This window comes from Bradyrhizobium sp. SZCCT0148, from assembly GCF_018129985.1.
Classification (GTDB): Bacteria; Pseudomonadota; Alphaproteobacteria; order Rhizobiales; family Xanthobacteraceae; genus Bradyrhizobium; species Bradyrhizobium japonicum_H.
In genome coordinates this window covers 399075-422740 of sequence record NZ_JAFCKT010000006.1, presented here as the reverse complement: position 1 = coordinate 422740, position 23666 = coordinate 399075, and the positions used below count along the sequence as shown (strand labels likewise).

The 23666-nt window shown below is 64.3% G+C and carries 26 protein-coding genes and 1 riboswitch; of the genes, 12 read left to right on the top strand and 14 right to left on the bottom strand.

Annotated features, from left to right (window positions below):
• Positions 1–418: 418 nt before the first annotated feature.
• Positions 419–1171 carry an SDR family NAD(P)-dependent oxidoreductase gene (locus JQ580_RS20970; RefSeq protein WP_212282132.1) on the bottom strand — a complete coding sequence of 251 codons (753 nt, stop codon included), beginning with the start codon at positions 1169–1171 and terminating at the stop codon, positions 419–421.
• Between the two features lie 26 nt (positions 1172–1197).
• Complete coding sequence (gene pdxH / locus JQ580_RS20965) at positions 1198–1839, bottom strand: pyridoxamine 5'-phosphate oxidase (RefSeq protein WP_212282106.1); 642 nt, start codon at positions 1837–1839, stop codon at positions 1198–1200.
• Between the two features lie 114 nt (positions 1840–1953).
• On the opposite strand from pdxH, the gene JQ580_RS20960 reads away from it, so the two are divergent.
• Both JQ580_RS20960 and JQ580_RS20955 read left to right on the top strand, forming a co-directional pair.
• The gene (locus JQ580_RS20960) at positions 1954–2361 is read left to right on the top strand and encodes an RT0821/Lpp0805 family surface protein (protein ID WP_212282105.1); all 408 of its coding nucleotides are present in this window, start codon (positions 1954–1956) and stop codon (positions 2359–2361) included.
• A gap of 109 nt (positions 2362–2470) precedes the next feature.
• Complete coding sequence (locus JQ580_RS20955) at positions 2471–3436, top strand: DnaJ C-terminal domain-containing protein (RefSeq protein WP_212282104.1); 966 nt, start codon at positions 2471–2473, stop codon at positions 3434–3436.
• A gap of 317 nt (positions 3437–3753) precedes the next feature.
• Here the strand turns inward: JQ580_RS20955 and JQ580_RS20950 are convergent, their stop codons facing one another.
• Both JQ580_RS20950 and JQ580_RS20945 read right to left on the bottom strand, forming a co-directional pair.
• Positions 3754–4524 (bottom strand): anti-sigma factor family protein, encoded by a 771-nt coding sequence (locus JQ580_RS20950; protein ID WP_212282103.1) that lies wholly within the window; start codon positions 4522–4524, stop codon positions 3754–3756.
• 106 nt (positions 4525–4630) lie between these two features.
• On the bottom strand, positions 4631–5119 hold the full coding sequence (locus JQ580_RS20945; RefSeq protein WP_212282102.1) for an RNA polymerase sigma factor: 489 nt from the start codon (positions 5117–5119) through the stop codon (positions 4631–4633).
• 172 nt (positions 5120–5291) lie between these two features.
• Between JQ580_RS20945 and fabI the strand changes: the two genes are divergently transcribed.
• The 4 genes from fabI (at position 5292) to JQ580_RS20925 (ending at position 9263) form a co-directional block, all read left to right on the top strand.
• Positions 5292–6107 (top strand): enoyl-ACP reductase FabI, encoded by an 816-nt coding sequence (gene fabI / locus JQ580_RS20940; RefSeq protein ID WP_212282101.1) that lies wholly within the window; start codon positions 5292–5294, stop codon positions 6105–6107.
• Positions 6108–6119: 12 nt separating this feature from the next.
• Positions 6120–6719, top strand: coding sequence for a histidine phosphatase family protein (locus JQ580_RS20935; RefSeq protein ID WP_212282100.1), 600 nt, complete (start codon positions 6120–6122; stop codon positions 6717–6719).
• A gap of 202 nt (positions 6720–6921) precedes the next feature.
• On the top strand, positions 6922–8010 hold the full coding sequence (gene aroC, locus JQ580_RS20930; protein ID WP_212282099.1) for a chorismate synthase: 1089 nt from the start codon (positions 6922–6924) through the stop codon (positions 8008–8010).
• 62 nt (positions 8011–8072) lie between these two features.
• On the top strand, positions 8073–9263 hold the full coding sequence (locus JQ580_RS20925; protein WP_212282098.1) for an adenylate/guanylate cyclase domain-containing protein: 1191 nt from the start codon (positions 8073–8075) through the stop codon (positions 9261–9263).
• A gap of 21 nt (positions 9264–9284) precedes the next feature.
• On the opposite strand, the gene JQ580_RS20920 is transcribed toward JQ580_RS20925, so the two are convergent.
• The 4 genes from JQ580_RS20920 to JQ580_RS20905 all read right to left on the bottom strand — a co-directional run bounded on the left by JQ580_RS20920 (position 9285) and on the right by JQ580_RS20905 (position 12189).
• Positions 9285–10046 carry a hypothetical protein gene (locus tag JQ580_RS20920; protein ID WP_212282097.1) on the bottom strand — a complete coding sequence of 254 codons (762 nt, stop codon included), beginning with the start codon at positions 10044–10046 and terminating at the stop codon, positions 9285–9287.
• Positions 10047–10126: 80 nt separating this feature from the next.
• A complete protein-coding gene (gene clpS, locus JQ580_RS20915) occupies positions 10127–10444 on the bottom strand; it encodes an ATP-dependent Clp protease adapter ClpS (protein WP_212282096.1) in 318 nt (105 codons plus the stop codon).
• Positions 10445–10568: 124 nt separating this feature from the next.
• Positions 10569–10952 carry a fluoride efflux transporter CrcB gene (crcB, locus tag JQ580_RS20910; RefSeq protein WP_212282095.1) on the bottom strand — a complete coding sequence of 128 codons (384 nt, stop codon included), beginning with the start codon at positions 10950–10952 and terminating at the stop codon, positions 10569–10571.
• A gap of 28 nt (positions 10953–10980) precedes the next feature.
• A complete protein-coding gene (locus tag JQ580_RS20905) occupies positions 10981–12189 on the bottom strand; it encodes an MFS transporter (RefSeq protein ID WP_212282094.1) in 1209 nt (402 codons plus the stop codon).
• A 99-nt stretch (positions 12190–12288) separates the two neighbouring features.
• Positions 12289–12366, bottom strand: a riboswitch (Fluoride riboswitch).
• Between the two features lie 267 nt (positions 12367–12633).
• Between JQ580_RS20905 and JQ580_RS20900 the strand changes: the two genes are divergently transcribed.
• From JQ580_RS20900 to JQ580_RS20880, 5 genes are all read left to right on the top strand, one after another.
• Positions 12634–13497, top strand: coding sequence for a DUF1194 domain-containing protein (locus JQ580_RS20900; RefSeq protein ID WP_212282093.1), 864 nt, complete (start codon positions 12634–12636; stop codon positions 13495–13497).
• A gap of 163 nt (positions 13498–13660) precedes the next feature.
• Entirely contained in the window at positions 13661–14299 is a 639-nt protein-coding gene (locus JQ580_RS20895; RefSeq protein ID WP_212282092.1) for a hypothetical protein, read from the top strand.
• Between the two features lie 495 nt (positions 14300–14794).
• Positions 14795–15832, top strand: coding sequence for a sensor histidine kinase (locus tag JQ580_RS20890; protein WP_479683935.1), 1038 nt, complete (start codon positions 14795–14797; stop codon positions 15830–15832).
• Between the two features lie 260 nt (positions 15833–16092).
• On the top strand, positions 16093–16434 hold the full coding sequence (locus JQ580_RS20885; RefSeq protein WP_409363218.1) for a response regulator: 342 nt from the start codon (positions 16093–16095) through the stop codon (positions 16432–16434).
• 79 nt (positions 16435–16513) lie between these two features.
• Positions 16514–16723: a hypothetical protein gene (locus tag JQ580_RS20880; protein WP_212282090.1), complete on the top strand. Its 210-nt coding sequence runs from the start codon at positions 16514–16516 to the stop codon at positions 16721–16723.
• A 40-nt stretch (positions 16724–16763) separates the two neighbouring features.
• Here the strand turns inward: JQ580_RS20880 and JQ580_RS20875 are convergent, their stop codons facing one another.
• Positions 16764–16907 (bottom strand): hypothetical protein, encoded by a 144-nt coding sequence (locus JQ580_RS20875; RefSeq protein ID WP_212282089.1) that lies wholly within the window; start codon positions 16905–16907, stop codon positions 16764–16766.
• Between the two features lie 178 nt (positions 16908–17085).
• On the opposite strand from JQ580_RS20875, the gene JQ580_RS20870 reads away from it, so the two are divergent.
• Positions 17086–17679, top strand: a complete 594-nt coding sequence (locus tag JQ580_RS20870) for a hypothetical protein (RefSeq protein ID WP_212282088.1) — start codon at positions 17086–17088, stop codon at positions 17677–17679.
• On the opposite strand, the gene JQ580_RS20865 is transcribed toward JQ580_RS20870, so the two are convergent.
• The 5 genes from JQ580_RS20865 to dxs form a co-directional block, all read right to left on the bottom strand.
• On the bottom strand, positions 17676–18752 hold the full coding sequence (locus JQ580_RS20865; protein ID WP_311982470.1) for an Acg family FMN-binding oxidoreductase: 1077 nt from the start codon (positions 18750–18752) through the stop codon (positions 17676–17678). The two genes, JQ580_RS20870 and JQ580_RS20865, sit on opposite strands and share 4 nt — an antisense overlap.
• A 93-nt stretch (positions 18753–18845) precedes the next feature.
• The gene (locus JQ580_RS20860) at positions 18846–20093 is read right to left on the bottom strand and encodes a class I SAM-dependent RNA methyltransferase (protein ID WP_212282086.1); all 1248 of its coding nucleotides are present in this window, start codon (positions 20091–20093) and stop codon (positions 18846–18848) included.
• Positions 20086–20820, bottom strand: a complete 735-nt coding sequence (locus JQ580_RS20855) for a TlyA family RNA methyltransferase (RefSeq protein WP_212282085.1) — start codon at positions 20818–20820, stop codon at positions 20086–20088. The genes JQ580_RS20860 and JQ580_RS20855 overlap by 8 nt, the downstream gene beginning before the upstream one ends.
• Before the next feature lie 26 nt (positions 20821–20846).
• Positions 20847–21401 carry a nucleoside 2-deoxyribosyltransferase gene (locus JQ580_RS20850; protein ID WP_212282084.1) on the bottom strand — a complete coding sequence of 185 codons (555 nt, stop codon included), beginning with the start codon at positions 21399–21401 and terminating at the stop codon, positions 20847–20849.
• Between the two features lie 185 nt (positions 21402–21586).
• Complete coding sequence (gene dxs / locus JQ580_RS20845; protein ID WP_212282083.1) at positions 21587–23515, bottom strand: 1-deoxy-D-xylulose-5-phosphate synthase; 1929 nt, start codon at positions 23513–23515, stop codon at positions 21587–21589.
• Between the last annotated feature and the right edge of the window lie 151 nt (positions 23516–23666).

Here is a 23666-nt window from a genome sequence, read left to right as displayed (position 1 = left end):
TCTTCCTGCGTGTGCATTTTCGCGCAGCGGACCGCGGGTGCCAGCCGGCACCCGGCCTTCCCTGCGCCCTCTTGGATCAGAGGGTAGCGAGACCAGGCAAAGCTCGGGCGAAACGCGCCGCGGGAACGAGAAGGCGCGTCTGCAAACGAAATGCGAGTTGGAGAGTGCGCAGCCGAAACTCGGCCCGGCATTGCGGGCGCAGCGAAGCAACCAGAAGCCCTCCGCGAAAGGATTTTGGATTGCTTCGTCGCGAAGGCTCCCGCAATGACGTTGAGAGTGCATGCGCGACGCTCCGCCCTCGTGCCCCGCCGCCGCTGGGTCCGGCTCTGCGCAGCGTCACTGCGTGCCGGAGCGCGTCCGGGACACGAGAGAGGCGTTGTCGCCCTTGCTCAATCCCGGCCGCGCAACAACGAACCGATCAGACGTGCTGGCCGCCGTTGATGTGGATCTCGGCGCCGTTGACGTAAGAACTGGTGTCCGTGCACAGCACGTAGATTATCTTGGCGACTTCGTCGGGCGTGCCGAGGCGGTGCAGCGGGATCTGCTGATCGACGATCTTTTCGGTGCCGGGCGACAGGATCGAGGTGTCGATCTCCCCCGGCGCGATCGCGTTGACACGGACGCCAACGCGTCCGAAATCGGACGCCATCTCGCGCGTCAGCGATGCGAGCGCAGCCTTTGACGTGGCGTAGGCGGCGCCCGCGAAGGGATGTACGCGCGAGCCCGCGATCGAGGTGACGTTCACCACGGAGCCCTTGGCAGCCTTCAACTCTTCGATCAGCCCGCGCGCGATCATGATCGGCGCGAAGAAGTTGACGTGAAACACGTGCGTCCAGGTGTCGAGGTCGGTGTCGATCGAGCCGAGCCGGGAGCCGCCCGGGCCCTTCGGCGAGATTGCGGCGTTGTTGACCAGCGCGTGAAGCATGCCGCCTTCGAGGCGGTCGCGGATATCGGAGATCGCGCGCGTCGTGTCCGCGGGCTTGCTGAGATCGACCTGGATGTGATCCTCAGGGCCGGCATCCCACGGACAATCCTCCGGGAACGGATGCCGCGAGCAGGTGATGACACGCCATCCCGCCGAGGAAAAGCGGATCACGGTGGCGTGGCCGATGCCGCGGCTTGCTCCGGTCAGGAGCAGCGTGCGGCGCGGCGCATTGGACGAATGCGGCATGGACATCTTTCAGGTCGCCCTAAAACTCACGGATACATCCGCGTCTTGGACCACGGTTGGCCGGCCGCGTCACGGCGAAATTCGATGCGGTCGTGCAAGCGGAACGGGCGGTCATGCCAGAACTCGATCCGCGAGGGCGTGATGCGCCAGCCGCTCCAGCCCGGCGGCCGCGGCACCTCGCCGATGACGTGCTTCGCCGCGACCTTGGCGATCGCCTGTTCGAAGGCGAACCGGCTTTCGAGCTCTTGCGACTGCTTGCTCGCCCAGGCACCGATCTGCGCCTGTTTCGGTCGCGTCGCGAAATAGGCGTCGGCTTCGGCATCGGTCACCGGCGTCACGTTGCCGCGGATGCGGACCTGACGGCGCAGCGACTTCCAGTGAAAAAGTAACGCTGCCTTAGGATTTGCGGCGAGTTCGCGGCCCTTTTGGCTGGCGATGTGGCTGTAGAAGACAAAACCCTCGGTATCGAAGCCCTTCATCAGCACCATGCGCACATCCGGCAGCCCGTCGGGATCGACGGTCGCGAGCGCCATGGCGTTCGGATCGTTCGGCTCGCTCTTGATCGCCTCGTTCAACCAGGCATCGAACAGAGCAAATGGTTCATCGGCGGCGGTAAAATCACCGGATGTTAAGGGTGTCTGGTGTTTCATCGAGGTCGTGTCGGTCATGTTCCGGAGTCCGAGTTGCGTCCCGCGGCCCAAAACGCGTTGTTGTCCGCTGCCGCCCTATATAGGGCATGGGGATGCGTTGGCCTATCGGCGATCCGGCCAACATGCTTCGTGATGACGATGATTTTGATCGGGCTCGGCACCGGCGGCTGCAGCTTTTCCCGCAATGACGCCAGCGCGTATGCCAAGGCCGACGACAGCGACCTCACCGGTTCGATCGCGCGGCCGGCGAAGGACGCCCCGCCAACCGAGACCGATCTCGCCTTCGCCCGCAACGCCGCCTCCGACGTCCTCAGCAAGGGCGACAGGGATTCCAGCCAGCATTGGGAGAATCCGGAGACCGGCGCGCGCGGTTCGGTGACGCCGATCGCGCAGTCCTATGCCGCCGAGGACGGCCGCAGATGCCGCGATTTCCTGGCGAGCTACGTCAACGGGGCGACCGAAAGCTGGCTCCAGGGCGCCGGCTGCCAAAGCACCCGTGGCCGTTGGGAGATTCATACGCTAAAGCCGTGGCGGAGCTAGGATTCGGTCTTCGGGCCTAGTTGCAAAAATGCCACTCCACCCCCACATGGTTCGCAGGTGGGGCGGGGAGCCCTTTGAACAATTCGATGTCCTGAAGGAGACGTGACGGATGCGCGACCCCTATGAGGTCTTGGGGGTGCCGCGGAGCGCAAGCGCTGCCGCGATCAAGAGCGCCTATCGCAAGCTTGCCAAGAAGCACCATCCCGACAGCAACAAGGGCGACCCGAAGGCCGCCGAGCGCTTCTCCGAGATCAACTCGGCGAACGAAATCCTCGGCGACGAGGATAAGCGCAAGCAATTCGACCGCGGCGAGATCGACGCCGACGGCAAGCCGCGCTTCCAGGGTTTTCCGGGCGGCGGCGGCGGGCCGCGCGGACGCGCCGGTCCGGGCGGGTTCGAAAGCTATACGTTCCGCTCCGGCGGCGGTCCCGGTCAGGGCGGCGGCGGGTTTGAGGATATCCTCAACAGCATGTTCGGCGGCGGGATGCGCGGCGCCCGGCCCGGGGCCGGCGGCGCCGGTCATTTTGAATTCGACACCGGCGGCGTCGGGCTCGATCTCGACGTGAACGTTGCCATGTCCGTCTCGCTGGAAGAGGCGGTCAAGGGCGGCGAGAAGCGCGTTCGGCTGCCAACGGGCAAGGAGCTCAACGTCAAGATTCCGGCCGGCGTCACCGAGGGTCAGCAGATCCGGCTTCGGGGGCAGGGCGAGTCCGCGCAGGGCCATCCACCCGGCGATCTCCTGATCACCATCAGCATCGCGCCCCACGCCTACTTCAAGATCGACGGTGCCGATTTGCGGATCGACCTGCCGGTCACGCTCTATGAGGCGGTGCTCGGGGCGAAGGTCCGGGTGCCAACCCTCGGCAATGCCGTCGAGCTCTCGGTTCCGAAGAACACCTCCAGCGGCCGGACCTTCCGTCTCAAGGGCAAGGGCTTGCCGAGGACGGGCGGAACCGGGGATCTCTTCGTCACCATCAGGATTATGCTACCGGACGGGAACGACGCAGAGCTTGAAGCATTGATGGAAAAATGGCGGGACCAGCATCCCTACAATCCACGTAGCGGGCTTGGTTAGGGCAGAATCCAGCTGAAGGGGTTTTTCCAGAAGGCCTAGGGCATCGTCGAGGGGATGATGCTCATCATATGCCTGGAGCGTGGTAGCGCTTCAATGCTCGACGTGTCGGTTGCCCGGCGGGGCAGCCGATAAAAAGGTGCGGCCTCGAGAGGGGGACCAGCGCGGTACCAAAAACCCCAATCGAGGCCGCCCGCGTCGATCGGCGGATCGAACGCTGCTCATTTTCGCGTGATCATCCGGTGCGATAATGAGACGCGCCGATGTCTTCATTCCAAATTTTCAATGTCGGAATCTAGGCACCGCGCTCGCGCGGTTGTCTAAGTGCCGTTTTTCTCGGCCTGATCGTACACCGCCTGCGCCACCTTGGTCAGCCGGTCCCGATCGCCGCCGCCGCTGACGACGTAGCCGACTCCTCGCTCAGCCCAGAACAGTGCGCCGTCCTTGTCCGTTTTGGCGTAACGCATTTGCGTCGCACCATTCTCGGTCTTGGCGGTGTAGATCGTGTAGCGTTCGCCTGAGGCGCCCTCGTACATCAGGAACGAGGCCGGCCCGTTCGGACCCGGCAAGAGCCGGCCGCCGACGAGCTTCAGCCCGCTCGCCTCCAGGTTCGGCGCGAATACGGTCCAGCCGCAGCGCCGGGTCAGCCAGGCTTGGAGGTGGTCGCGCTCGTTGCCGCCGACCTCGACGGGGTGGCGGACCTCGACGACATAGAGGCGGTGGGCATCGAGCGCATCCGCCGTAAAGCTCTGGAAGGTCGAGGGGGCATTGGCGGCGCCGTGCGCGACCCAGCCGGCCGAGCCGCCGGCGACGAACGCAACCAGCACCGCCGCGGCGGCGCCATAGAGCCACTGCCGCGGGCGGCGTTCCAGCCGGTCGAGCTCGAGCCGTGCCGGCACCGGCTCATGGGCGATGGCGTCATAGCGGGCGTGCAGCATCTCAGCCATGGCGCGCCAAGACTGCACGCGCTCGGCCTCATCGGGATGGGCGCCCAGCCAGGCCTCGACGTCGGCGCGGCGCTCGGCCGGCAGCTCGCCGTCGACATAGGCGTGCAGTTCGTCCTCGGTCACTGGGATCTTGCGGTCGTTCATGTCGATCGTCTCTGGCTCTGTGGCCCTAAATGTCGTTCAAAGCTCAACTTCGCGTCGCTCGACAGCCTGCTCGGGGCAGACGACACGCGATGCATCAACCCTGCCATCATTTCACCCGCCTGAGCGTCGGACGCTCTCCCTCCAGCGAGGCCTTGACGTGGGCGCGGGCGCGGGCGAGGCGCGACATCACGGTGCCGATCGGCACGCCCTGGATGTCGGCGACCTCGCGGTAGCTCATGCCCTCCAGCATGACGAGGAGCAACACCGAGCGTTGCTCCTCGACAAGCGTTGCCAGCGCCCGCTCGATGTCCCGTCCTTCGGCTTCGGTGCCGCTGGCATCCGGATTGTTTTCCGTCAGCTGCATGAACTGCGGCCGCCTCGCCAGCGAGCGCCGCCGATTCTTGTTGAGGTTGGTCAGGATCGTGTAGAGCCAGCTCCTGACGTCGCCTCCGAGAAACAATCGCTCCGAACGCAGTGCCCGCACCAGCGTGTCCTGCACCAGATCGTCGGCCGCGTCCGCGTCGCGCGTGAGCGCGCGGGCGTAGCGGCGCAACGCCGGGATCATGGCTTCCACACTCTGGCGAAACGCATTCATTGCGGTCTTGACGTCCTGGCATCAGGCGCGAGCGCCAATAGCAATCATAACACCCGAACGGAACGGCTATTCCAGCGCTCGAAACAGCGTTAACGCGGCGTATTAGGGCTGTACCGCGGGGGAGGGCTGGTGTACCTCCAGAATTCACCAAGAGTTCGACGGGACGATCAAAATGGCGCAGAATTCGGGTCTGATGCAGGGCAAGCGCGGAGTGGTCCTCGGCGTTGCCAACAACCGCTCGATCGCCTGGGGCATCGCCAAGGCATGCCACGCCGCCGGCGCCGAGCTCGCCTTCACCTATCAGGGCGATGCGCTGAAAAAGCGCGTCGAGCCGCTCGCAGCCGAGATCGGTGGTCTGGTGCTCGGCCATTGCGACGTCACGGATGCCGCCACCATTGATGCGGCGTTCGCGGTGCTGAAGGAGAAATGGGGCAAGATCGACTTCCTCGTGCACGCGATCGCCTATGGCGAGCAGCTCGACGGCCGCTACGTCGACACCACCCAGGAGAATTTCTCCAAGTCGATGTTGATCTCCTGCTATTCGTTCACGGCAGTGGCGCAGCGCGCCGAGAAGCTGATGACCGAGGGCGGCTCGCTGATCACGCTCAGCTATTACGGCGCCGAGAAGTGGATGCCGCATTACAACGTGATGGGCGTTGCCAAGGCGGCACTCGAGGCCAGCGTGCGCTATCTCGCCGCCGACCTCGGCGAGAAGAACATCCGCGTCAATGCGATCTCGGCAGGTCCGATCAAGACGCTCGCGGCGTCCGGCATCGGCGACTTCCGCTATATCCTGAAGTGGAACGAGGCCAACGCGCCGCTCCGACGCAACGTGTCGACCGAGGACGTCGGCGGCAGCGCGCTGTATCTCCTCTCCGACCTCTCGCGCGGCGTCACCGGCGAGGTGCATCATGTCGATTCCGGCTATCACGTGCTCGGCATGAAGCGGCCTGACGCGCCGGACATCGCTTTCGGTGGCAAGGATTAGCCCTTATCCGGAATGGCCGTGCCTACGATCTACTATCTTCGCCACGGCGAGACCGAGTGGAATGCGCTCGGCAGGCTTCAGGGCACCAAGGACATTCCGCTGAATGCGCGCGGCCGTGACCAAGCCGTGCAGGCCGGCGGCATATTGGGCGATCTGTTCAAGCGCGAGGGCCGCGACAAGGCGGCATTGCCCTATGTGTCGAGTCCGCTCGGCCGCGCGCGGCAGACCATGGAGCTCGTCCGCGGCAGGCTCGATCTGCCGGTGGCCGACTATGCGCTGGACGATCGCCTGCGCGAGATCGGCTACGGCAGCTGGGAAGGGCTGACGCTGGCCGAGAGTGAGGCCGCTGATCCCGAAATCTATGCCCGGCGGCTCGCGGACAAATGGATGGTGGGCCCCGCCGGCGGGGAGACCTATGCCGATGTCCAGGTTCGCGTACGCGCCTGGTACGAGCAACTGCGGACCGACATCGTCGCGGTCGCCCATGGCGGCACCTGCCGGGCCCTCATGGTGTCGCTCGGCCTGGAGACGCCGGCCAGCGCTGCCGAACTCTATATCGAGCAGGGTGCCGTCTACGTGTTCCGCGAGGGACGGCTGGAGAAGTTCAATTAGGCGCTCTCTTTGACCACCGTCATGCCCGGGCTTGTCCCGGGCATCCACGGACTGTCTTGGCAGCGACGCCTAAGAGCGTGGATGGCCGGGACAAGCCCGGCCATGAACAGGGGTGGGATATTTGACCCTTCATCCAGATCGCGTTACGTCACGTTGCAATCCAACACAGGCGTTGCCATTCAACGCGAGGCGACGGTCCGGCATGTCCTTCAACACCTTCGGCCATATGTTTCGTGTCACCACCTTCGGCGAGAGCCATGGGGTGGCGATCGGCTGCGTGGTCGATGGCTGTCCGCCCATGATCCCGCTCACCGAGACCGACATCCAGGGCGATCTCGATCGCCGCCGGCCGGGCCAGTCGCGCTTCACCACTCAGCGCCAGGAGCCGGACCAGGTCAAGATTCTCTCCGGTGTGATGGCGCATCCGGAAACCGGCGTGCAGGTGACGACGGGCACCCCGATCGGGCTCCTGATCGAAAACACCGACCAGCGCTCGAAGGACTATTCCGAGATCAAGGACAAGTTTCGGCCCGGTCATGCCGACTTCACCTATGAAGCCAAATACGGCCTGCGCGATTATCGCGGCGGCGGCCGCTCCTCGGCGCGCGAGACCGCGACGCGCGTTGCCGCCGGGGCCATCGCGCGCAAAGTGCTGCCCGACGTCAGGGTGCGCGGCGCGCTGGTGCAGATTGGCCCGCACAAGATCGACCGAGCGAAGTGGGACTGGGACGAGATCGCCAGGAATCCGTTCTTCTGCCCGGACAAGGACAAGGCCGCGTTTTTCGAGACCTATCTCGATGGCATCCGGAAGAGCGGCTCCTCGATCGGTGCGGTGATCGAGGTGGTCGCCGAAGGCGTGCCGGCCGGCCTTGGTGCGCCGATCTACGCCAAGCTCGATTCCGATCTGGCGGGCGCGATGATGACCATCAACGCGGTGAAGGGCGTCGAGATCGGCGCCGGTTTCGGAGCCGCCGAGCTGACCGGCGAAGAGAATGCCGACGAGATGCGCACCGGCAATGACGGCACGCGCTTTTTGTCCAACCATGCCGGCGGCGTGCTGGGCGGCATCTCCACGGGGCAGCCGATCGTGGTGCGTTTCGCAGTGAAGCCGACCTCCTCGATCCTGCAGCCGCGTCTCACCGTCGATCGCAAAGGTGCGGACACCGAGATCTTCACCAAGGGCCGCCATGACCCCTGCGTCGGCATCCGCGCCGTCCCCGTCGGCGAAGCCATGATGGCCTGTGTGCTGGCCGATCACTTCCTGCGCGATCGCGGGCAAGTGGGGCGTTGATGTCGCGGTACTAGTCCACCGCGCAGCTTGACGGCGTTCCAACTTCCTCCGCAAATGCGGGCATGCAAAGCTCCGAACTCCAGCGCATCACCAACTGGCTGATTGACGGTGCGCGGTCGTCAGGCACCCCGGCCGAGATGATCGCGGACGTCTGCGAGCACCTGGTCGCAGCCGGCCTGCCGCTGTCCCGTTTCGGCATCTTCATTCGCACGCTGCATCCGGAGATCTTCGGGCGCAACTTCATTTGGCGACAGGGCCAGGCTGTCGAAATCGGCACCGTCGATTTCGACATCCTCGACACGCCCGAATTCGCCAAATCTCCGCTCCGGATCGTGTTCGAGCAGGGGATCGAAGTCAGAGGCCGCATGGACGACCCCGACAGCAAGCGCTTTCCGTTTCTCGACGACATGCGTGCAGAGGGGGTGACGGACTACATCGCCGTGCCGATGCCGTTTCTAGACGGCTCGGTCCATGCGACGAGCTGGGTGACACGACATCCCGGCGGCTTCAGCGACGACGACATCGCGGCGATCCGCGCGATCGTGACGCCGTTGGCGCGCGTTGCCGAGATCATCAGCCTGCGCCGCACCGCCGAGATGCTGCTCGACACCTATGTCGGCAACCGCGCCGGCGCGCGCATCCTCGGCGGCCAGATTCGCCGCGGCCACAACGACACCATGCAGGCCGCGATCTGGCTGTCGGATCTGCGCGGCTTCACCGCGTTGTCGGACCGGCTGCCGGCCGAGACGGTGGTCGAGATCCTCAACCAGTATTTCGACTGCCAGGTGACCGCGATCCGCGGCCATGGCGGCGAGGTGCTGAAATTCATGGGCGACGGCCTGCTCGCGGTGTTTCCGATTGACGAATATGTCGGCGACGCCGCCCATGTCTGCTCGCGCGTGCTGGAGGCGGCGCGCGAATCCCGCGCCAGCGTCGAGGCGCTCGCCTTTCCGGTCGGCGACGTCGTCGAGCGCTTCCGGTTCGGAGTTGCGCTGCACGTCGGCAACATCCTCTACGGCAACATCGGCGGCGGCAACCGTCTCGACTTCACCTGCATCGGCCCCGCCGTGAACCTTGCCGCGAGGCTCGAGAAGATCACGGGCCGACTGGGGCGGACCGTCGTCGCCTCGGAAGGTTTCGCCAATGTCTGCCGCAACGACTGGCACGAGCTCGGCGAATTTCCGATCGCGGGATTTTCCAAGGCGCAGCGTGTGTATGGACTCCTGGAGGAGACGCCGGTGGTGATGGCCTAGCGGACGGCGTCTTCGGCGGAACTAGTCGGTGCAGGCATACGACTGTCTCAGCCCGAGAGTCAGGATCGTCAGAGTGATCCACAGCCGCAGCATCGCAAAACTGAAGATGAAGCAGAAATAGATCAGGTTCTTGGTGAACTGCGTTGCCGACGAGGTCTGCCAGAAATTCCAGATCGCGATCCGCACGGCCTCCTGTCCATAGGCGAGAGCGACGTTGACGGCGCCGAGCACGACGACGGCAGCGCCGAGCCACAGCCCGCGCCGCGCGAATTCGCCGATCGCGGCGAACAGGGCGACCTTGTTGTCGTCGCGCTCGGCGCGGACGATCATGAGCAGCACGATTGCGGCGATCAAAGCACTCCAGAACCGACCGGGATGGGTGAACTGGTCAAATGCCATGCCGTCGAGGCCCGCCATCAGATGATACGAAGCCTCGTAGCCGATCGCTGCGGCGCTGAGCGCCGCTGTGATCATCACGAGCATGATTCGCCACAGGATCGAGAACGACAGCTTGAACTGCTCACCCAACGTCAGCGTGCCGAGCGAGGATTGGCCGCCGGCTGCCTCGATCGATTGTCGTGCCGTCGCAAAGAAGGCCAGCAGCACCGAAATGTCGGCAACGATGATGGCCGGCAGCACCACGGCGCCTCCGCCGAACGCGATCACGCGCATGGCAGCCGCCAGGATCAGCCAGGGCAGGGCGTGCAGCAGCTTGAACGGACCGAACGAGGTTTCGGGGCGGGCTGGCTCGAGTGCGAGCTGTTTGCGCAGTGCGACTGTCATCGCGTTGTGGTGACACAGGAGATTAAACCTGCGGTAGCGCGGATCGCTAAAATTGATCCGAGGGGGACAGACCTTGCCTCTTATTCCTCCGGTTCGGTCGTGAACAGCAGCGGATAGCCCTTGGCGCGGCCGGCATCGGTTGCGCGGGTGGCCTTGGTCTCGGCGACGTCCTTGGTGAACACGGCGACGACGCAGGAGCCGAGTTTGTGTGCCGTGATCATCACCTTGTAGGCCTGATCCTCGGTCATGCGGAATTCGGCCTTGAGGATCATGGTGACGAACTCGCGCGGCGTGTAGTCGTCGTTGATCAGGATGACCTTGTGCAGCTTCGGCCGCTCGACCTTGGTCTTGGTCCTGGTCCTCGTCCTGGTTTTGGGCTTGGTGGTGGAGTCGTTCATCGCGTCCGAAACACTCTGATGAGCAAGCGTACCATACCGCAGGAGGGGGAGGCTCTCCAAGATAAGCGCCCGGCCTCATCATGCAGCCGCGGCCGGGCAGGAATGCATCGCACGCCTGCTTCGCTTATGGAAGCGCGCGGACGAGATGGAGCGCTGCGATCAAAGCTGCCACAGACAATGCGACGGAAGCGATCATATAGGCGGCTGACGCCCATGTCTGCCCGCGCTCGATCAGGTACCAGGCATCCAGCGAGAAGGTCGAGAAGGTGGTGTATCCGCCGCAAATTCCAACGGTGAGAAAGATGCGCGCGGCTTGCGGAAGGTTCCATCTGGTCGCGAACAGAGCGGTGAACGCGCCGATCAGGAACGATCCGGTCACGTTGATGATCAAGGTACCCCAGGGAAAATCCGTGCCGAACGCCCGGCCCGAACCGATCGCCACGAGATAGCGGACGACTGCACCGAGCGCGCCGCCGCCGGCGACGGCGAGAATGTATTGAATGTTCAACGTCTCGTTCCCCTGTATGCGAATTGAATCATTTGTCCTCCGCAGCCAGACCGTTGCCGACGGCCAGGAGTCCCACGAGCGAGACCAGCGCGAAACCGAGCCCCGCAAGGAACGTTCCTGCCGGACCATAGGCGTCCCACAGCGCGCCGGCGATTACACTCGCGGCCAGCAAGGCAAGGCCGGTGAACAGGTTGAAATAGCCGAACGCGGTGCCACGCAGGCCGGGCGGCGCGGCGTCGGCGACGAGCGCTGAGAGCAATCCTTGCGTCAGCCCCATATGCAGCCCCCACAGCACGACGCCGAGTGCGAGGCCGCCGAGGCTCGGCAGCAGTGCCAGCGCGAGATCGGCCCCGGCGAGGAACACGAGGCCGAGCGCGAGCAGGCCGGTCCGGTTGATCCGGTCCGAGAGCACGCCGGCCGGGTAGGCCGACAGCGCGTAGACGACGTTCATCAGCACCAGCACCGCCGGCACCCACATCGCATTGAGCCCGATGTTCTGTGCGCGCAGGATCAAGAAGGCCTCGCTGAAGCGCGCGAGAGTGAAGACGATTCCGACGGCCACGACGCGCCAATAGACCGCGCCGAGCTGCCGCATCGCGGCAAGATTGAGCGGGTTCCCGATAGGCTCCCGGCTCGGGTCCGGCTCCGGCTCGCTCACCGCGAACGTGATCAAGCCGAACGACAGGAACGCCGGCAGCACCGCCACCCAGAACACCGCGGTAAAGTTATCTGCAGTCCACCACATCAGGCCGATCGCCACGAGCGGTCCGACGAAGGCGCCGATGGTGTCGAGCGACTGCCGCAGGCCGAAGCTGGCCCCGCGCAGGCCGCGAGGCGCGATATCGGCGATCAGCGCATCGCGCGGCGCCCCGCGAATGCCCTTGCCGACGCGGTCGACGAAGCGCGCCGCCACCAGCCATCCGACGCTGGGCGCAAGCGGGAATAGCGGCTTGGTGAAGGCCGCTAGCCCATAGCCGAGCGCTGCGAGCAGCTTGCGCTTGCCGAGCCAGTCGGACAATGCCCCGGAAAAGATCTTGGTGATCGAGGCCGTCGCCTCCGCGATGCCCTCGATGAAGCCGACGGTGAGCGTCGAAGCGCCGAGCACGGTGACGAGATAGACCGGCAGCAGCGCGTGGATCATCTCGGAGGAGATGTCCATCAGCATCGAGACGAAGCCGAGCACCCAGATCCCCCTGGGCAGCGCGCGACGTGCAGCTTTCGGTGTCGTCGTCGTCACGTTTGGCCTTCTCCTGGCCCTTGCCACCAGACAACAAAAAACCCGCCATTGGCGGGTTTGTCCATGCTCCCGCCAAAGGAAGAGGCAAACATCGCCCCTCCTCAAGCAGGAGTCATCAGCCCATCACAGCCATCGACCGGTGGACGGTTATCGGGGGACTCCATCCCCATCTGTGTGGCCAACCTAGCATGGAAATCGTGCCGGACAAGTAGGTGGAACGCCTTGTCCGCGGCTCATCGATCCCGGCTTCGCGCTCGTGAGCCCGAATGGTGCGAACACCTTGGCGCATTCCGACGGACGCGCGGAACATGGTGGCCCCTTTGCGCAAGGCGCGTGCACTCCCAAGCCGCAAATCCTTAACTCGAATGTGAAGCGCAAGCGATCTTCGCGCTTTGCGGCTCGGCGATTGCATGTCACCATCGCATCATACGACGGGAGACTGCGATGCGCTTGCTGTTCTCGATCGGGGCTGTGCTGGTGGCCGGCATGTTTGCCGGAGGGGATGTCGCGGGCATCGCGGCACCGGGACCAAGATTCGAACCGCCAAAGAACGAGCCGCAGCGGCTTGCGGCCGACAGGGACGCGCAAACGGTCGACGTCGAGCTGATTCTCGCTGTCGACGTGTCTTACTCCATGGACATGGACGAGCTTGCGATCCAGCGCGAAGGCTACGCGCAGGCGATCCAGTCGAAGGAGTTCCTTCAAGCGCTGAAGCTCGGCCCGAACGGCCGGATCGCGGTGACCTATTTCGAGTGGGCCGCCTCGAGCGACCAGAAGATCATCATCCCCTGGCGGCTGGTCGACGGCCCCGAGACGGCGGACGCGGTCGCCGCCGAAATCATGAAGACGCCGATCCGGCGCGCCTCGCGCACCTCGATCTCCGGCGCGATTACGTTCGCGATGCCGCTGTTCGACGAGGATCCCTATCGGGGCCTGCGCCGCGTGATCGACATCTCCGGCGACGGCCCCAACAACAATGGCGGCCCGGTCACGGTCGCGCGCGATGCGGCACTGGAGAAGGGCATCGTCATCAACGGCTTGCCGATCATGGTCAAGGAGCCCTCCTATTCGACCATGGATATCGACAATCTCGATTTCTACTACGAGGATTGCGTCATCGGCGGTCCCGGCTCCTTTGTCATCACCATCAAGGACCGCGACAAGTTCAAGGAAGCAATCCGCACCAAGCTGTTGATGGAGGTCGCCGGCCGCACGCCGGAGCGCCCGGTGATGCGCGTCGCCGACAAGGAGCCGCGCGTCAACTGCCTGATCGGCGAGAAGATCTGGTCGGATCGCTGGGGACGCTAGTCCCAAGCCCGGTGAGACCTTTTGACCACCCGGCCGGAACAGAATTTAACCATTCGTTTACCGACGCCGGGTCCTAATCTCATGGTTTCTGTTCGTTTCCAGTCGGCATTCTGACATTGCCGAAGCGAGCAAAGCGGGTTGTCAGGCCCGTCCGAGCAATGCCATGGCCGTCATCTCGTCGAGCACCAACCAGATATCGCCCGCCAACGAGCGCCTGTACCATCAGAGCGCGCTGGTCGGCGACTGGAAGGGCAATTGGGTGGGCAACGGCAACCAGCCCGTCGGCTTCAAGGTCGTGAACATCCGCGGTGCTCGGGCGCAGGTCGAGTACACCCATAATGGCCGCACCGATCGCGGTTTTGCCGAGGTCCAGGGCACGCTCATCACCTTCGGCGGCGTCACGGTCGGCACCAAGGACGGCAAGAACATGGTGCTGCTGTTCTCGGTGGGCGGCGCCAGCAAGCAGACCGCGAACCTCGAGAAGCAGGCCCCGCCGGCCTCCGATAGCCGTCTCATGGGAAGCTGGGGCGGCTATTCCAGCGAGAACGGCAAGAGCGCGAGCTTCAAGGTGCTGGCCGTCAATGGCAAGGAAGCCCAGGTCAGCGTCACCACCGACGGCGTCACGCGCCAGGGCACCGGCTACGTCTACAAGAACGTCATCATGTTCGGGCAGGCGCAGATCGCGACCGATGACGGGCAGAACGGCAAGATCATCTACCAGGTCGGCACCAAATCCTTCATGGTGCCGGTGACGAAATATCCGCCGGCCGACACGTCGTCCAGCGTCGACAGGACGGCCTGAACGCGCCGCCCCCGGGCCAAAACTGCTGTGCCATTGTCCAAGGGATCTTGCGGCCCGCTTGCCCGGCTTGCTGGTCGTGCACGTTCCAGTGGAACTCCAAGCAGCCGGATCGATTAGCTCGAAAGAATGGCCGGATGCGCAGGACAGCCACTGCGGGCCGTGTAGAGCTTATATCGGTCCTTTTTCCTAAGATGCCGCCGCAGTTTCACGCCTCTCTTGGCGGCGGACACAATTGTGACAGCGCGGGAGCGAGCGGCTATACTCCAGGTTCGGCGCTAGGGAATGCAGGCAGGACACAGCATTTTTTGCATGCAGAGGTGCTCACGAGGCCCTCTGGATCACGTTTCGCATCGTCTAGTTTGAGGGCTGGCTTTGAGCAATTCCACCGGTCGGCCGAAGCATGAACGCCTGGCTGACTTCATTCGACGGAACCACGCGCCAATTGTAAAAGAGTGGACGGAGTTCGCCCGCACTTTGTCCCCGGCGAGCGATCAGATGTCGAAGCTGGCTCTGGAAGATCATATCGTCGAGCTGCTTGGATTTGTGGCGGACGACCTCGAAACGGCACAAACTGCGCGCGAACGGTTTGATAAATCTCGGGGCGATGGGTCGCCGGACAGCGCCTTTTCTCAAAGCGCGGCGGAGCTTCATGCCGCCTTGCGTCTGGCCGACGGCTTTGACATCGATCAGATGGTCTCGGAATACCGGGCGCTTCGCGCAAGTGTCGTCAAGCAGTGGGTTGCGTACCATCGGACGCTCGCTGAAACCGATATCGAGGATCTGACGCGGTTCAACGAAGCGATCGATCAGGCCGTCACGGAGTCTGTGGCGCACTACACCAAGACGATAAATGACTCGCGCGACCTGTTTCTGGGTGTCCTTGGCCATGAGCTGCGCAATCCTCTCGGCGCTGTTTCAATGGGCGCGCAGTGGATGGAGAAATCCGGAACAACCAACCCGAAGCAGGCGAGGGTCGTTTCGGAGATCAGGCTGGCAGCAGGCCGGGCGGCGCAAATTCTGGACGATCTGCTCGATCTCACGCGCTCGTCCTTCGGCACTCAAATCCCGGTCACAAAGACCAAAAACGATGTTGCGGCTTTGTGTGAGGCAATCGCAGACGAAGTTCGCGCCGTCAACGCAGATCGGAAACTTCAGGTCACGCATGAGGGTGATCCAATGGTTTCCTGCGATCCCGCACGCCTAGCACAGGTGTTATCGAACCTGATGAGCAACGCTGTGCATTATGGCGACGCAACGACGCCAATCACAGTGACCGTTGCAGGCAGCGATCCCGACGCCGTGATTATCAAGGTGCACAATCTCGGTGCCTCGATCTCGCCGGAAGCGCAAAGGTCGATCTTCCGTTCCTGGACGCGAGGCCAGGATTTCGGAAATCCGTCCGAGCCCGGTACCCACCTCGGCCTTGGCCTTTACATCGCAAAATTGATCGTCGAAGCCCATGGCGGCGAGATCTCTGTGACGTCGGACGAACAAGCTGGCACGTGCTTTTCCGTCCGACTGCCACGCCATTGACGCCAACTCATGCGATGCGAGTTCCGCGGTCGTTCGACCGAAGTCGCGACCGCTAAACGCCAGCTGGCGGCTCCCCTCGCCAACCGTCAGCTACCTTTGTGTCGTTACGCAAAGATTGCCCAGAAAAGAGCCTGCCATTCGGAACGTCGGCTGCTGCGATGGTTTAAAGGGGTGGCTGCGGGGATATCCCCGCAGTTGACGCTCCTGGGGGCACAGAAAGACCTGATATGGCGGAGCATAGCTCTCCTCGTGGAAACTGCGTGTTGGTCGTCGAGGATGAGCCGCTGCTGCTCTTGATAGCGAGTGGCATCGTCGAAGATGCGGGACTGCATCCGCTCCTGGCCGGCAATGCTGACGAGGCCCTTAGAATACTTGAAGCCCGCGAGGACGTCTGCGTGGTCTTCACAGACGTCAGGATGCCTGGCTCGATGGACGGAGTTCGGCTCGCGGCAGCCGTTCGCGAAAGATGGCCACCGATAAAGCTCCTGGTCGTCTCTGGCCATCTCGTCGAAGGTCCTGAGCTGCCCGACGGGTCGAGGTTCTTCCGGAAGCCGTACCCGTTGGATGCGATGATCTCTACGCTCCGAGAGCTTGCCGCCTGAACTGGCGGACGTAGCCCACTGCTATGTTACCGGCTCCGGAACGGAGGAACGAGAGGCATCGGGGGGGCGTTCCACCCGCATGACCGAACCACTTCCAATTCTCATAGAGAACTCACTTCAAATTGCATGGGACTTCCTGGAGCGCTCAGGTGCGATTGCCGATCCTCAGCAGGCGGCCGAAATCCTGCTGGAGAGTATCAAGACGCAGGTTCTAACGGGAGAGAGCCGCACGCTGATGCTTTCGAATCGAGCCATCGCTGCTTTCCAGCAGCATCAGCAAGCAGCATGATGTGGCACGCCAATCCTCCGCGCGGCCCCCGCGCGCTGGCTCAGTCCCTGTCGTTCGCCTCTTCCTTAAACACAGGCGGCCTGTGGCCGAGCTCAATTTTTTGAGCGAGTTGAGCCCGCTCCTTGTCCGCCGGCTGGTTCTCTCCACGTAAGCGCATGATGCCGTGATTTGATGTTTTGGTCATGGCGACCTCCTGCTTGACCAAGCACGGCTTTGCCCCAACGTTCCAAATGCGGCCCTTGCTTCGGTGCCGCGGGCGGGCCGGTTGCGTCAAGCTGTGGCCGTGATGTCGGCGCGGTCGCTGCGCTGGCCTTGGTGATGGCAGAGGGGTATAATCTACCGAAATCCTGACGGTAGCCTGAATGTCCAGCCTCGCAGCTATACGCGCTCTCGCAGCTCTCGTTTCGGCGCTCTGCCTTGGCGGAGCACCGGTTCATGCGCAGGTCGCGCCGCTGCGATATTGGATCCCCGGCGGGCCTTTCGGCCTCGGCAGTGGCGCAGGCCAGAGTTCCGATAGCGACGGTAAATTCGCTAACTTCAATGCCGGTGGCGCGGATTGGCGCGGGGCGAACGGCTTCTTCGTCGGCAGCCAGCGCGGCAATCTCAATTGGAGCGGGCTCAGTCAGACCGGGCTTGCCGGCAATTTCAGTGCGCTCTCGTATGACAGCACGCAGTTCGGCTACAACACCAAGACGATGGGTGGCATGCCCGTGACATTCTTTGCCGGTTTCGACACGTTGAAATATGGCAATGGCATCGGCAGCTCGGTTGCGCCGTTGACCGGCGCGGCACCGGGCACCAGCGCATTTGCCGGTGTCGAATTCAAGCCGACCTCCAACCTCAGCCTGTCGTTCGGCGCCGGTTTCATCCAGCAGGATTCCGGTCGCATGGATAGCGATATCCGATCGAACATGTTGCCCGGCGAGTCGCCAGCCCTGAGCGGCCTTCGGCGTTAGGATCGCATCACCAGTTCCGGCGGACGCCGCAGCGATTTCGGCAGGTCCGGCCCGTAACCGAAGCGCATCACGATATCGGCACGCCGCTCTCCCAGCCCGAGCGAGGACGCAAACTGCGGTCTTAGCGTCGCCACCTCCACCGGCTGGTTGACGAAGGAATATCTGAGTCCCAGCGCGGTTGCCTGCAAACCGAAGCGCTGGCAGGCACGGCCGACCGCGATCCAGTGCGGTTTGTCACTGCGATCTGCCGCGAGCACGACGACGCCCGCGGAGCTGGTGAGCTGTTCGCGATACTTGCTGTTTTCTCCGCTCGCGGTGAAGAAGAACTTCATCAGCGGCCGCGCCAGCCATGACGGCAGGGACGGATTTCCCGACGCGGGCGAGAACAACCCGTCCATGGTCGCGAGCGCCTCGGTCTCGTTGAAACGAAGCCAGTTCACGAGCTCGCGCATGAAGGCCTTGTCGCGCATTTGCGCCGAGTTGCCTTCGAGTACATAGTCGGTGACCCCAGCGATCGCGGTGCGCTCGGTCATCAGGATGGCCGTGACATCAGGTTCGCGGCAGGCGCTCTCGAGCTGTCGCAAGATCTCGGGTGCGGCCGGCCTGCCGTCGAACGTGGCGCGCGTGCATTGCCTGGCAGGAATTGCGGCTGCCAACGCCGATGCGGCCGGCGGGGCCTGCTCGAGCGCGATCACGATCCGGTCGCCGTCGATGACCGGATCGGCGCGCCAGCCCAGCGTGGATGCGGCGAGGACGAGATTCTCGGCGGCACAGCCGAGACTGACGAAGAGGTGATGATCGTCCGGATCGACGGCCGGACAGCGGCGCGCGAAATCCGGTGCGATCGCGATCTCGTTGCCGCGAGCGGAGAAGATCCACGGCTGGGTGTTGTGGCTGTTGGCGGCGAGGATGGCAAAGCGCACGAGTTCGCGATCCCGAGGCACGGCCTGCAGCGGAATGCGTGATGATGTCGCCGCTTCGTCATAGGTCATGGCCGCAGCGACAGCTGGGCCACCGACGGCTGCAGTCGAAAGTCCGAGCGCTGCCGCGATGAACTGACGTCGGTCAACCACGAAGGTTCGCTCCACGTTGAATTGCGCAGGATGCTTTTAGCGCTGGTGGAAGGCGGAGCAATTGACGGGCCTCAAGTTTGGAGAACCCTGGCTCTACCGCGTGAACTTGGCGACGAGCTCCACATGCGGCGTGTGGCGGAACTGATCGACCGGCACGACGCTGTCGATCTTGTAGCCGCCATCGACCAGCAGCCGCGCGTCGCGGGCAAAGGTCGCGACGTTGCAGGACACCGCGACCACCACCGGGACCTTGCTCCCGGCGAGCTTCAGCGCCTGCGCCTGCGCGCCCTGGCGCGGCGGGTCGAATACCACGGCCTCGAAATCGCGCAGCTCCGGCGGCACCAGCGGGCGGCGGAACAGATCGCGCGGCTCTGCCTTGATCGGCTTCAGGCCCGGCGTGCGGGCGGCCTTTGCGAGCGCAGTGATGGCGCCGGCATCGTTGTCATAAGCGGTGATGCGGGCCTTCTCTGCGAGTCGCAGGGCGAACGGCCCGACGCCGCAGAAGAGATCGAGAACCTCCTTGGCCTTGCCGATGCGTTCCGCGACGAGCGCTGCCAGCGTCTCCTCGCCCGCGACGGTTGCCTGCAGGAACGAACCCGGCGGCAGTGTCACCTCAGCGCGGCCCATCTTTATTGTCGGTGGCAGGCGTTGCAGCACCAATTCGCCATGGCGCGTCAGCCGCGTCAGGCGGTGCTGCTCGGCGACGCGCGAGAGCGCGGTGACGAGCGGCGTCGGCAGCGGGCCGGAGCCGCGGACGTCGACATCGAGGCCGTTGGCGGTTGCGGTGACCTGGATGTCGAGCGGCTTGGTCACCGGCATCCTGGAGGTCAGCGGCTCCGCCAGGGCCCAGGCGGCATCGAGCGCGCCATTCAGCGCCGGATCGAGGATCGGGCAACGATCAATCGGAATGACGTCGTGCGAGCTTGCCGCCGCGAAGCCGACCTTGAGGACGTCATGCGTGCCGAAGCGGCCGTGCAGCGTGATGCGCCTGCGCCCGGCGCCGTGGGCATCAACCAGCGCCGCGACCTCGCAATCGATGCCGGCCTGCGCCAATGTTTCCAACACGATGCCGCGCTTCCAGGCCTGATATGGCTCGGCGGCCCAATGCTGGATGGCGCAGCCGCCGCAGACGCCGAAATGCGGGCAGAATGGGACGATACGCTCGGGGCTTGCGACGTCGACCGCGAGCAGCTTGCGGCGGTCAGGATGGTGGCCCACGACGTGATCGACCTCGACGGTCTCGCCGCCAAGCGTGTAGGGCACGTAGATCGCTTCGCCGGCGTCGAGGCAGACGCCGTCGCCGCGATGGCCGACATGATCGATCCTGATGCGCTCAACCACGGCGCGCACCCAGGAAGAATTCGATATTGCCGTCGCCGCCCGTAATCGGCGAGGGGAATATCTCGATGTCGGTGCAGCCGAGCGAAGTGGCAAAGGCGACGATGTCGTCGCAGATCTCCCGGTGCACGTCGGCGTCGCGGACGATGCCCTTCTTGTTGTGCTTCCTGTCAGCCTCGAATTGCGGCTTGATCAGCGCCAGCAGGCTCATCGGCGCTGCCGCCAGCGACAGCGCCACCGGTAATACGGACTTCAGCGAGATAAAGCTGACGTCGATGACGACGACATCGGGCCGCGCCGGCAGCCGTTTGCCGTCATAGCTGCGGATGTCGGTTTCCTCCATCGACACGATCTTGGGATGGTCGCGCAGCGAGGGATGCAGCTGGCTGGTGCCGACATCGACCGCGAACACCAGGCTGGCGCCATTCGCCAGCAGCACCTCGGTGAAGCCGCCGGTGGAGGCGCCGACGTCGAGGCAGACATGGTCCTCGATCTCGATACTGTAGTGCTCCAACGCTCCAGCGAGCTTGACGCCGCCGCGCGAGACGTAAGGGTGCGCTGGCTCGGCCTGGATCACCGCATCCTCGGCGATCGTCTCCGACGGCTTTGCAACCTGCTTGTCATCGGCCGTGACGAGACCCGCCTCGATCGCCGCGCGCGCCCGCGCCCGGCTCTCGAACAGGCCGCGCTCGACCAGCAAAACATCCGCGCGCTTGCGGGCAGGGGGCATCGGATCTCCGGAGAAGGTTCGAGCGCTTATGTAGCGATCAATCGCGCGGCCGCCATCCGGACGCAAGTCTCGAACGCGGCCAGATCGTGCCAGACGTCGATCGGCATCGCGGCTGGCGTCACCAGCGGGCAGCCGTGCAGCTCCAGCGCATGGATCATCATGAGGTTGTCGACGAGGCCGAAATCCTCGACCGTCAGTCCCTGTGCGTCGACCAGCCGTCCGTCCTCGGACCTGACGTCCATGAAACGACCGACACGGTCGGCATAGGCGGCGCCGTCGTTGGAATAGGCCAGGCAGAATTTGCGTCGCCCGGCCATGTAGCCGAGCTCATAGACCGTGCCCGGATCGGCACCGGCGCCGCGGAACGGGGTGAGGTTGGCAATGATGGCGTCGGCCGCATCCATCATCGCCTCGTTGCCGCAAAAGATCTGCCGCGCGGCATCGGGCGCCGTGGGGTCGATCGCGTTGTCGAGGGGATAGAGGCCGGTAAGCCCGTAGCGCTCGCAGATCGCGACTTTCTGCCGGCCGATCTCGACCGCATCCGGCAGGAACACGTCGGGGCCTGCCAGATAGATCTTCATGGCTGACTGCTTCGGGGGAATTCAGGCGAACTGCAAGTCGCGTCGAGAACCGCGCGCCCCTCTCCCGCTTGCGGGGGAGGATTGGGGAGGGTGTGTGTCCGCGGACGAGGACCCACGAGTGTCGAAAGCCCTCATCCGACGCTTCGTATCGACCTCTCCCGCAAGCGGGAGAGGTGAACTCATGATCAGGCCAGCTTGACCGTTTCGGCCTTGACGTCCTTGCCGAGCGCCTCGAACACCTTGGCGACGATGCCTTTGGCGTCGAGACCGGCGCGGCCGTACATCGCGGCCGGGGTGTCGTGGTCCTGGAACACGTCGGGCAGCACCATCGAGCGGAACCTGACCATGCCGGTGTCGAGCGCGCCCTGATCGGTCAGGTACTGCGCGACATGCGAACCGAAGCCGCCGACCGAGCCTTCCTCGATCGTGATCAGCACGTCGTGGTCGCGGGCGAGCTTGAGCACCAGCTCGGTATCCAGCGGTTTCATGAAGCGTGCATCGGCGATCGTGGTCGACAGGCCGTGGGCTGCGAGTTCGTCGGCCGCCTTCTCGCATTCGGCGAGGCGCGTGCCGAAGGAAAGCAGGGCAATCTTGCTGCCCTGGCGGACCACGCGACCCTTGCCGATCTCGAGCGGAATGCCGACTTCCGGCATCTCGACGCCGCGGCCTTCGCCGCGCGGATAGCGCAGCGAGCTCGGGCGGTCGTTGATGGCGACCTGGGTCGCGACCATGTGCACGAGTTCGGCTTCGTCGCTGGCTGCCATGATCACCATGTTCGGCAGGCAGCCGAGATAGGCGTTGTCGAAAGAGCCGGCATGCGTTGCACCGTCGGCGCCGACGAGGCCGGCACGGTCGATGGCGAAGCGGACGGGCAGGCTCTGGATCGCGACGTCATGCACGATCTGGTCATAGCCGCGCTGCAGGAACGTCGAGTAGATCGCGCAGAACGGCTTGTAGCCTTCGGTCGCAAGACCCGCGGCGAAGGTCACCGCGTGCTGCTCCGCGATGCCCACGTCGAAGGTGCGGTCGGGGAAAGCCTTGTTGAAGATGTCGACACCGGTGCCGGACGGCATCGCCGCGGTGATGGCGACGATCTTGTCGTCTTTCTGCGCTTCCTTGACGAGGCTCTGGCCGAACACGTTCTGGTAGGCCGGCGCGTTCGGCTTTGACTTGGCTTGCGTGCCGGTCGCGACATCGAACTTGACGACGGCGTGGTACTTGTCGGCGGACGCTTCCGCCGGGCCGTAGCCCTTGCCCTTCTGCGTCACGACGTGGACCAGGATCGGGCCGGTCTCCATGTCGCGCACGTTCTTCAGGACGGGCAGCAGATGGTCGAGATTGTGGCCGTCGATCGGGCCGACATAGTAGAAGCCGAGCTCCTCGAACAGCGTGCCGCCGTCCATCATGAAGCCGCGGGAGTATTCCTCGACGCGATTGGCACGGTTGGCGATGACCTTGGGCAGACGCTGGTTGATCTGCTTGGCGGCCTCTCGCAGCGTGCGATAGGTCTTGCCGGAGTAGAGGCGCGACAGATAGGCGCTCATGGCGCCGACCGGCGGCGCGATCGACATGTCGTTGTCGTTGAGGATGACGATCAGGCGCGAGTTCATCGCACCCGCGTTGTTCATGGCTTCATAGGCCATGCCCGCCGACATCGCGCCGTCACCGATGACTGCGATGACGTTGTTGTTGCCGCCGGCGAGGTCGCGCGCCACCGCCATGCCGAGGCCGGCGGAGATCGAGGTTGAGGAATGCGCCGCGCCGAATGGATCGTAGTCGCTCTCGCTGCGCTTGGTGAAGCCGGACAGGCCGCCTCCGGTCCGCAGCGTGCGGATGCGGTCGCGCCGGCCGGTGAGGATCTTGTGCGGATAGGCCTGATGGCCGACGTCCCAAATCAGCCGGTCGCGCGGCGTATCGAAGACGTAATGGATCGCGGTGGTGAGCTCGACCACGCCGAGGCCCGCGCCGAAGTGACCACCGGTCACCGAGACTGCATCGATGGTCTCCTGCCGCAGTTCGTCGGCGACCTGGCGAACCTGCTCGATCTTGAGCTTGCGCAGATCGTCCGGCGTCCGGATGGTGTCGAGAAGCGGCGTCTTACTATATGCGTTCACGGCGATTTCCAATTTGTCAGCGCCGGAAGGTCATTCCGGTGCGCGATGGGTTTGCACAATATCGGCGCAGCGCGAGTCCTCAAACCGTCGGAGCCACCTGCATGGGGCAAGGCCCCGTCTTCAAGCTTAGGTAAGCTTAAGTGCGCTCCGG

What these genes read in the sequence shown, in the direction of transcription:
- JQ580_RS20970 (WP_212282132.1), bottom strand. Translation starts at nt 1,171, where the DNA reads ATGCCGCATTCGTCCAATGCGCCGCGCCGCACGCTGCTCCTGACCGGA.
- pdxH (WP_212282106.1), bottom strand. Translation starts at nt 1,839, where the DNA reads ATGACCGACACGACCTCGATGAAACACCAGACACCCTTAACATCCGGT.
- JQ580_RS20960 (WP_212282105.1), top strand. Translation starts at nt 1,954, where the DNA reads ATGACGATGATTTTGATCGGGCTCGGCACCGGCGGCTGCAGCTTTTCC.
- JQ580_RS20955 (WP_212282104.1), top strand. Translation starts at nt 2,471, where the DNA reads ATGCGCGACCCCTATGAGGTCTTGGGGGTGCCGCGGAGCGCAAGCGCT.
- JQ580_RS20950 (WP_212282103.1), bottom strand. Translation starts at nt 4,524, where the DNA reads ATGAACGACCGCAAGATCCCAGTGACCGAGGACGAACTGCACGCCTAT.
- JQ580_RS20945 (WP_212282102.1), bottom strand. Translation starts at nt 5,119, where the DNA reads ATGAATGCGTTTCGCCAGAGTGTGGAAGCCATGATCCCGGCGTTGCGC.
- fabI (WP_212282101.1), top strand. Translation starts at nt 5,292, where the DNA reads ATGGCGCAGAATTCGGGTCTGATGCAGGGCAAGCGCGGAGTGGTCCTC.
- JQ580_RS20935 (WP_212282100.1), top strand. Translation starts at nt 6,120, where the DNA reads ATGGCCGTGCCTACGATCTACTATCTTCGCCACGGCGAGACCGAGTGG.
- aroC (WP_212282099.1), top strand. Translation starts at nt 6,922, where the DNA reads ATGTCCTTCAACACCTTCGGCCATATGTTTCGTGTCACCACCTTCGGC.
- JQ580_RS20925 (WP_212282098.1), top strand. Translation starts at nt 8,073, where the DNA reads ATGCAAAGCTCCGAACTCCAGCGCATCACCAACTGGCTGATTGACGGT.
- JQ580_RS20920 (WP_212282097.1), bottom strand. Translation starts at nt 10,046, where the DNA reads ATGACAGTCGCACTGCGCAAACAGCTCGCACTCGAGCCAGCCCGCCCC.
- clpS (WP_212282096.1), bottom strand. Translation starts at nt 10,444, where the DNA reads ATGAACGACTCCACCACCAAGCCCAAAACCAGGACGAGGACCAGGACC.
- JQ580_RS20900 (WP_212282093.1), top strand. Translation starts at nt 12,634, where the DNA reads ATGCGCTTGCTGTTCTCGATCGGGGCTGTGCTGGTGGCCGGCATGTTT.
- JQ580_RS20895 (WP_212282092.1), top strand. Translation starts at nt 13,661, where the DNA reads ATGGCCGTCATCTCGTCGAGCACCAACCAGATATCGCCCGCCAACGAG.
- JQ580_RS20890 (WP_479683935.1), top strand. Translation starts at nt 14,795, where the DNA reads ATGTCGAAGCTGGCTCTGGAAGATCATATCGTCGAGCTGCTTGGATTT.
- JQ580_RS20880 (WP_212282090.1), top strand. Translation starts at nt 16,514, where the DNA reads ATGACCGAACCACTTCCAATTCTCATAGAGAACTCACTTCAAATTGCA.
- JQ580_RS20875 (WP_212282089.1), bottom strand. Translation starts at nt 16,907, where the DNA reads ATGACCAAAACATCAAATCACGGCATCATGCGCTTACGTGGAGAGAAC.
- JQ580_RS20870 (WP_212282088.1), top strand. Translation starts at nt 17,086, where the DNA reads ATGTCCAGCCTCGCAGCTATACGCGCTCTCGCAGCTCTCGTTTCGGCG.
- JQ580_RS20855 (WP_212282085.1), bottom strand. Translation starts at nt 20,820, where the DNA reads ATGCCCCCTGCCCGCAAGCGCGCGGATGTTTTGCTGGTCGAGCGCGGC.
- JQ580_RS20850 (WP_212282084.1), bottom strand. Translation starts at nt 21,401, where the DNA reads ATGAAGATCTATCTGGCAGGCCCCGACGTGTTCCTGCCGGATGCGGTC.